Here is a 7,650-nt window from a genome sequence, read left to right on the forward strand (position 1 = left end):
TGCGCTGGCTGCGGGGGTCCCGGCCTGTCCATCATTACAGATAATCTCGATGTCGATGTCAACCCTTGAGCCCCTGCAGTGGACGTTGTTAGCCTGCGCTGACGTGGGGCGGTATGGAAATCCGACCTGCGGCCGCGCGGGACGGTTCTGGGTCGATCTTCGCCATCTATTGACGTTGATGTCGAAATATACTTTGATGCTAGCGTCAGCATCGGATGGCGAAGCCTGACCAGGCCGAACCACCCGAAGGGTATGTCGTGATCCGAACCTCTGTCCCTGCGGGCGGGGCCGCCCGCACGCTCCCCGGCGTCGTCCGCGCCGAACGCTGATACGGACGATGACCCCTTTCGCGCAGACAGTTGGGAGTTCCACCGTGCGCAGATTCCTCTCCGTCGCCGCCTTCGCGGCGCTCGCGGCGGCCGGCGTTACCGCGTGTTCCGATTCCGGCTCCGACGCCGGGTACGGTGCGGACCTTGCCGGGGAGCCGATCCGGCTGTCGGTGATCGCCTCCGGTCCCGGGCCCATCTACCAGCCCGAGCTGCTCAAGGCCGCCAGGACCGCGGTCAACGCGGTGAACGACGCCGGCGGCGTGAAGCCGGCCGGCGGGGGCGACGCGCGCCGGATCGAACTGGTCGACTGCGAGGCGTCGATGGTGACCGACCCCAACGCCGCCGTGAAGTGCGCCCGCGAGGCCATCGACGCGAAGGTGATCGCCACCGTCGGCAAGTACGTGTCCTCGGACGAGGTCGTCAATGCGTTCGCGGCGGCGTCGATCCCGCTGGTGGGCACGCAGGTGCAGACCGAGCAGGACTTCGTGAACCCGGCCTCGTTCCCGCTCGTCGGCGGCTCGCCGATGCTGTCGGCGGCCACCGGCGCCGCGCTCCAGGACGCGGGGGCCAAGACGGTCTCCGTCGTGACCGGCGACAGCCCGTCCGGACGCCTGGTGCCGCAGTACGTCAAGGCCTTGCTGGAGTCGCCGGACGACCTGGGGAAGACCCACTACCTGCCGTTCGACGCGTCGGCCGACCTGACCTCCCAGTTCAGCCAGATCGCCAGCGAGAAGCCGGACGGCGTCGCCCTGCTGGCCTCCACCGACGTCACCAGCAAGACGATCGTCGGCCTGCGGCAGGCCGGCTACGAGGGCAAGATCGCGGTCGTCGCGACGGCGGTGTCCGAGGCGTCCCTGAAGAAGACGGGCGAGGCGGGGGACGGCACCATCGTCACCAGCGACTACGATGCCCCGACCAACACCTCCAACCCGAAGATCAAGCAGTTCCAGGACGAGGTCGAGAAGTACGGCGACGGCGATGTCGAGGGCAGCGAGTTCGCGCTGAACGCCTGGGCGTCGGTCCACTTCGTGGCCGACAAGCTCGCCGCGCTGGACGAGATCAGCGGCAAGGCGCTCATGGAGTCGCTGAAGGGCAGCAAGGTCTCCATCGGGATCGCCCCCGACTTCACCTACGGCACGCCGAACTTCCTCAAGCTGTCCCAGCTCCCGCGGGCGACCATCCAGTTCCAGACGGTGAAGAACGGCGAGATCCAGGCACCCGCCGGCGGCAAGTTCACCGATCTGAACGAGCTCGCGAAGCAGTAGCCGGAAAGGCCAGGAGCTTCGCCCATGAACGACTTGCTCACCTTCGTCATCCTGGGGCTGTCCGTGGGGGCGGTCTACGCCCTCACGGCCCAGGGCCTAGTCCTCATCTACCGCGGCAGCGGGGTCGTGAACTTCGCGCAGGGCGCCTACAGCATGATCGGCGCCTACCTGTTCTACAGCGTCGCCCCCGACCTCGGGCTCCCGCAGGCGGCCGCGTGGCCGCTCGCGCTGGGCGTCCCCGCGCTGCTCGGCGCGGCCACGCACCTGCTGCTGATGAAGCATCTGCGGCGCGCGTCGTCGCTGGTGCGGCTGGTCGCGACCCTGGGCGTCTTCGCGCTGCTGGTCGGGATCGGCTACCAGCTGTGGGGACACGGGCAGGACCTGGTCGTCTCCCCGCTCCCGGACACCGTGCACAACCTGTTCGGGACCGGCGCGGGGATCGGCCAGGACCGGTTCTGGATCATCGGCATCGCGTTCGTGCTGACGCTCGGGCTCGTGGCGCTGTTCCGCTGGACGTCGTTCGGGCGCACGACCGAGGCGGTCGCGGAGAACCCGGTGGCCGCGGCGGCGCTCGGCAAGTCGCCGGACCGCGTCGCCACGGTCAACTGGATGATCGGCGCCGTGCTGGCCTCGCTGGCCGGCATCCTGATCGCGCCCGTCCTGTTCCTCAGTGTCGAGGCGCTCGCGCTGATCGTGCTGCGGTCGCTGGCGGCGGCGCTCGTGGGCCGCTTCTACTCGTTCTGGCGGACCCTCGCGGCGGCCCTCGTCATCGGCGTGGTGGAGACCCTCCTCGGCCGCTACATCACCAACGAGGGCCCGCTGGGGCCCGTCGTCTCCGACAACAACCTGCTGTTCGGGACGTTCACCGCGCAGTCGGTGTCGCACTCGGCGGCGTTCCTCATGATCGTCGTGGTGCTGTTCGTCGCGGGCCACAACCTGCCCATCCGCGGTGAGCTGCTCGACCGGCTCCCGGTGCTCGGCACCGGCCGCGTGTCGGTCCCGGGGCTGCTCGTCGCGGTGGCGATCACCGCGGTCGTCATCCTGGCGGTGCCGCCCGCGTGGGCGGCCTCGGTCCAGGTCAGCCTCGCCGCCGCGATCATCTGCCTGTCGCTGGTGGTGGTCACCGGCCTGACCGGGCAGATCTCCCTCGCCCAGATGGGCCTGGCGGGCACCGGCGCGTGGATCGCCGGGAAGCTGATCCAGACGCAGTCCTGGCCGTTCATCCCGGCGCTGATCGGAGCCGTGGTCATCACCATGGCGGTCGGGGTCCTCATCGCGATCCCGGCGCTGCGTACGCGGGGCGTCAACCTCGCCCTGCTGACCTTCGGCCTCTCCGTCGTGCTGTCCCAGCTGATCCTGCAGAACCCCGCCCTCACCGGCGGGATGACCGGCATCGACATCGGCACGCTGAACGTGTTCGGCTGGGCCATCGACGGCTTCGACCATCCGCGCCGGCTCGCCTTCGTGACGCTCGGGCTGCTGGTCGCGGTGTCGGTCGCGGTGGCGAACGTGCGGCGCAGCTGGACCGGCCTGCGGCTGATCGCGCTGCGCAGCAACGAGCGGGCGGCGGCGGCGCTCGGCCTCGACAGTGCGACGATCAAGGTCTACGCGTTCGCGCTCGGCGCGGCCCTGGCCGCACTCGGCGGCGTGCTGCTGGCGTTCCGGCAGCAGAACCTGGTGCTGACCGAGTTCTCGCCGTTCGCGTCGGTGCAGCTGGTCGTGTTCACGGTGATCGGCGGGATCGGCTTCGTGATCGGCGCGGTCGGCGGCGGCACCTTCGCCCCCGGCGGCATCGGCGGGCAGATCCTCCATTCCTTCGGGCTCGGCACCAACGCGCTGGAGATCGTCTCCGGCGCGATGCTGCTGATCATCATCCTGGCCAACCCGAGCGGGATGGCGTTCGAGCAGGTGCGGTTCACCGTGCTGCTGCGCGACCGGTTCAGGCCCGCCGGACGCCAGGCCGCGCCCCCGCCGGTCCCGGCCCCGGACGCCGCGAAGGCGGCGCCGCGGGAACGGGCGCAGGGTGAGCGCGTGTTCGAGGTCTCCGGGCTGAGCGTCCGCTTCGGGCGGGTCCAGGCCGTGAACGACGTCCGGCTGGACGTCGGCCACGGCGAGGTCCTCGCGCTGATCGGGCCGAACGGCGCCGGGAAGACCACCGTGATCGACGCGCTGACGGGCTTCGTGCGCCCCGACCGGGGTGCGCGGATCCGGCTCGGCGACGCGGCGCTCGAAGACTGGAGCGCCGCCCGCCGGGCCCGCGCCGGGCTGGTGCGCTCCTTCCAGTCGCTGGAACTGTTCGAGGACCTCACCGTGAGGGAGAACCTTCTGGTCACGGCCGGAACCCCGGCCAAGGTGCGGTACCTCACCGACCTGATCCGGCCGCGCATGCCGGCGCTGACGGCCGCCGGCGAGGCCGCCGTCCAGGAGTTCGGGCTCGCCGACGACCTGGCGCGGCTGCCCGACGAGCTGCCGCACGGCCGACGCCGGCTGCTGGCCATCGCCCGTGCGGTGGCCGCCGACCCGGCCGTCCTGCTGCTGGACGAGCCCGCCGCCGGGCTCAGCGAGCAGGAGACGGTCGAGCTGGCCCGGCTGATCCGGCGGCTGGCCGACAACCTCGGCATCGCCGTGCTGGTCATCGAGCACGACATGTCGTTCGTCCGGACGTGCGCCGACCGGGTCGCCGTCCTCAACTTCGGAACGCTGATCGCGGACGGGGAGCCGGAGGAGATCCTGCGGGATCCGGCCGTGGTGGCCGCCTACCTCGGGTCGGACGCGCAGGCCGAGCGGGAAAGGGCGTGACACCGATGCTGCTGAAGGTCGAGGAGCTGTCCGCCGGCTACACCGGCGTGGACGTGATCCGGTCACTGGACCTGCACATCGACAAGGGCGAGGTCGTGGCGCTGCTCGGGCCCAACGGCGCGGGCAAGACCACGACGCTGCTCGCCCTGGCGGGGGTGCTGGCGCCGTCGTCCGGGCGCGTCCTGTACCGGGACGCCCCGCTGCGCGGTGCGCTGCACGTGCGGGCCCGGCGCGGCATCTCCTACATCAGCGAGGGGGGCTCGGTCTTCAGCCGGCTGACGACGCTGGCGAACCTGAAGCTCGGGCCCGGCCCGGTCGAGGACGCGCTCACCCTCTTCCCGGAACTGGAGCCGCTCCTCAAACGGCCCGCCGGGCTGCTGTCGGGCGGCGAGCAGCGGATGCTGGCGCTCGGCCGCAGCCTCGCGGGCAAGCCGGACCTGCTGCTGGTGGACGAGCTGTCCCTCGGCCTCGCGCCGCTGATCGTGACACGGCTGCTGGGGCGGCTGCGCGCCGCCGCCGACGCCGGGACCGCGGTGCTCATCGTCGAGCAGCACGCCTCGCAGGTGCTGTCGGTCAGCGACCGCGGGCACGTGCTGCGGCGGGGACGGCTGGCGATGTCGGGCACCGGCGAGGAACTGCTCGCCTCGTCCGAGGCGCTGCAGTCGGCGTACCTGAGCGCCGGGCCGGAGGAAGAGGAACACGAACCGGCCGGGGGCTGACCCGGCCGGACAATGATCAGGGCCGGTGCCGGAAGCCGCCTCCATCCGGGGAGGGCGGCCTCCGGCACCGGCCTTTCACGTCGGTGCCTCAGCGGCTCGCGCCGGTGCCTCGGCGGCTCGCGCCAGGGCCTCAGCGGCGCAGGCCGAGTCCACGGCGGGCGATGCTGCCGCGCTGGATCTCGCTCGTCCCGCCGTAGATCGTCGTCCCGAGGGAGAAGCGCAGCGAGTGCTCGACGCGCCCGCCCCCGGGCGCGCCGGGGGACAGGTGGCCGCGCAGCCCGTCCGGGCCGAGCATGGCGAACAGGTCCTCGGCCGCCCGGGTCAGCGCCTCGGAGCTGAAGAGCTTGGCCATCGGCCCCTCCGCCGCGGGGACGGCGCCCTGCCGGGCCATCGCCGCCGCGCGCCGCTGGAGCAGCAGCGACACCTCCGCCTCGGCGGCGCACCGGCCGAGCCGCTCCCGGACGTCCGGGCCGGCGATGCGGGGCCTGCCCCGGTCGCAGGTCTCGGTCCGCGCCCAGTCCTCCGCCGCCTCCAGCAGCCGCAGCATCGAGGCGCCGAAGCCGACCGAGTGCTCCTCCTGGAGGGCCTCGCCGAGGACGCGCCAGCCGGCGCCCGCCTCGCCGATCCGCCACGCGTCGGGGACGCGCGCGTCGCGGTAGTAGGTGATGTTCGTGCGCTCACCAGAGATGGTGCGCACGGCCTGCGCCTCGATGCCGGGCTGGTCGAGGGGCACGAGGAACACGGTCAGCCCCTCGTGCTTGGGGGCGTCCGGGTCTGTCCGCGCGAGCAGGAACACGTGGTCGCCGATGTGAGCGTTGGTCGTGAACATCTTGGACCCGTTGATCACCCAGTGGTCGCCGTCCCGCACGGCGCGGGTCTGCGCGGCGGCGAGGTCCGACCCGCATTCGGGCTCGGTGAACCCCAGCACGATGACGGTCTCGCCGCGCACCGCCTTCGGGACGATCTCCTGCCGCTGGAAGTCGTTCCCGCACTGCAGGATGGCGCGGGCGACCATGTGGGTCGTGCTGACCCCGTAGGTGGGGGCGTCGGCCTTGCTCAGCTCCTCCTCCACGACGCACAGCTCGAACGGGTCGCAGGGACGTCCTCCCCACTCCTCGGGCCAGCCGAGCGCGAGCAGTCCCGCCTCGTGCATCGCGCGGACGAATCCGGTGTCGTGGGCGACGCCGGTGCGGTGGCACCGCTCGGCGAGTTCGCCGGTGAGGTGTTCCTTGAGGAACGCCCTGACCTCCGTGCGGAGCGCCTCGCCGCGCTCTCCTAGGCCGAAGTCCACTGCTCCTCCATCTGTGCGGGGCCGTAGCGGCGGTCGGCCGCCCGGCGGTAGGCGGCACGCGTTTCCAGGCAGACGCCGGCCCAGGCGCGGGCGCGCCGGTAGTACAGCTGGACGTCGTACTCGTCGGTGAATCCGTAGCCGCCGTGAAAGTGCAGGCTGTGGTAGGTGGCGTCACGCGCCGTCTCCGCCGCGAACCCGAAGGCCATGGCGGCGAGCTCGGCGAAGCGCGCCGGCTCCTCGGTGGCCGCCCAGGCCGCCTCGTAGGCGAGCAGGCGGGCGCCGTCGATGGCGGCGGCCGAGTCGGCCAGGGTGTGCGCGACCGACTGGAAGGACCCGATCGGAACGTTCCACGCCCGGCGTTCCTTGGCGTACCCGACGCCGATCTCCAGCGCGCGGGCCGCGATGCCGACCTGGGCGGCGGCGGTGAGCAGCAGGAAGTCGTCCTGCGCCGCATCGTGGGCGGCCTCGGCCTCCGGCCCGGCGGCGAGCACCTCGGCGTCCCGGCTCAGCGGCAGGTCGGCGAGCGGCAGCGAACCGAGGTTCTCGGCCTGCGCGCCCCCGGCCGGGACGAGCAGGAGCCGGTCGCCGTCCAGAACCAGCGCGTCGTCGGCCACGGCCCCGGCGGGCACGAGCCCGGCCGCGCCGCCGCGGGCCGGATGGAAGGCCATCGTCACGGTGCGCTCGCCGGCCAGGGCCGCGGCGAGCGCGGCGGCGGCGCGCGGGGTGTCCAGCCGCGCCAGGAGCCGGGCCGCGGCCTGGGCCTCGATGATCGGCGCGGGCGCGAGGAAGCGCCCCTGGAGTTCCGCGACGAGTGCGAGGTCGAGCGGCCCGGCGCCCCATCCGCCCGCGTCCTCGCCGACCGCCATCAGCGTGACGCCGGCGGTGCGCGCGGTGTCCCACAGGCCGGCGTCGAAGCCGAGCGGTTCGGCATCCCGGACCAGGGCCGGCGGGGACGCGCCCGCGAACAGCGAGGTGAAGGACTCGACGAGCTGGCGTTGCTCGGCGCTGAGACCGACGTCCATGGTGCGGGGCCCTTCAGATTCGGACGACTCCGCGCCGGGTGGCGCGCAGCCCGTTGAGTTCGGCGTCCCACGCGTCGGGCGGGACGCCCGTCGCGCGCAGTTCGGCCTTCTTGACCTTGTTGGACGCGGAACGCGGCAGCTCGGGGACGAACGCGACGAACCGGGGGACGGCGAAGTACGGCAGCCGGTCCGCCAGGTGCCGGAACAGCTCCGCCGGGTCGGGCG

Annotated in this window: 5 protein-coding genes and 1 pseudogene; 3 read left to right on the top strand and 3 right to left on the bottom strand. The window is 72.5% G+C overall.

What is annotated here, in order from left to right; genetic code table 11:
* Positions 1 to 373: 373 nt before the first annotated feature.
* Genes E1285_RS23480 through E1285_RS23490 form a run of 3 tightly spaced genes read left to right on the top strand, consistent with a single transcriptional unit; the run spans position 374 to position 5,112 of the window.
* Positions 374 to 1,594 carry an ABC transporter substrate-binding protein gene (locus E1285_RS23480; protein ID WP_165966722.1) on the top strand — a complete coding sequence of 407 codons (1,221 nt, stop codon included), beginning with the start codon at positions 374 to 376 and terminating at the stop codon, positions 1,592 to 1,594.
* A gap of 24 nt (positions 1,595 to 1,618) precedes the next feature.
* On the top strand, positions 1,619 to 4,393 hold the full coding sequence (locus E1285_RS23485) for a branched-chain amino acid ABC transporter permease/ATP-binding protein (RefSeq protein ID WP_132155559.1): 2,775 nt from the start codon (positions 1,619 to 1,621) through the stop codon (positions 4,391 to 4,393).
* A gap of 5 nt (positions 4,394 to 4,398) precedes the next feature.
* Positions 4,399 to 5,112, top strand: a complete 714-nt coding sequence (locus E1285_RS23490; protein WP_132155569.1) for an ATP-binding cassette domain-containing protein — start codon at positions 4,399 to 4,401, stop codon at positions 5,110 to 5,112.
* Positions 5,113 to 5,242: 130 nt separating this feature from the next.
* Here E1285_RS23490 and E1285_RS23495 read toward each other — a convergent pair whose 3' ends face one another.
* The 3 genes and pseudogenes from E1285_RS23495 to E1285_RS23505 all read right to left on the bottom strand — a co-directional run.
* On the bottom strand, positions 5,243 to 6,403 hold the full coding sequence (locus E1285_RS23495; protein ID WP_132155561.1) for an acyl-CoA dehydrogenase family protein: 1,161 nt from the start codon (positions 6,401 to 6,403) through the stop codon (positions 5,243 to 5,245).
* Entirely contained in the window at positions 6,388 to 7,425 is a 1,038-nt protein-coding gene (locus E1285_RS23500) for an acyl-CoA dehydrogenase (RefSeq protein WP_132155563.1), read from the bottom strand. Before E1285_RS23500 ends, E1285_RS23495 begins: the two co-directional genes overlap by 16 nt.
* A 13-nt stretch (positions 7,426 to 7,438) precedes the next feature.
* A pseudogene (locus E1285_RS23505) lies at positions 7,439 to 7,650 on the bottom strand (hypothetical protein); the annotation flags it as partial.

The sequence above is a fragment of the Actinomadura sp. 7K507 genome (genome assembly GCF_004348425.1).
Taxonomy (GTDB): Bacteria; Actinomycetota; Actinomycetes; order Streptosporangiales; family Streptosporangiaceae; genus Spirillospora.

Bases quoted from the DNA above. Each gene is read 5' to 3' on its own strand.
- E1285_RS23490 (WP_132155569.1), top strand. From the start codon at position 4,399: ATGCTGCTGAAGGTCGAGGAGCTGTCCGCCGGCTACACCGGCGTGGAC.
- E1285_RS23500 (WP_132155563.1), bottom strand. From the start codon at position 7,425: ATGGACGTCGGTCTCAGCGCCGAGCAACGCCAGCTCGTCGAGTCCTTC.
- E1285_RS23485 (WP_132155559.1), top strand. From the start codon at position 1,619: ATGAACGACTTGCTCACCTTCGTCATCCTGGGGCTGTCCGTGGGGGCG.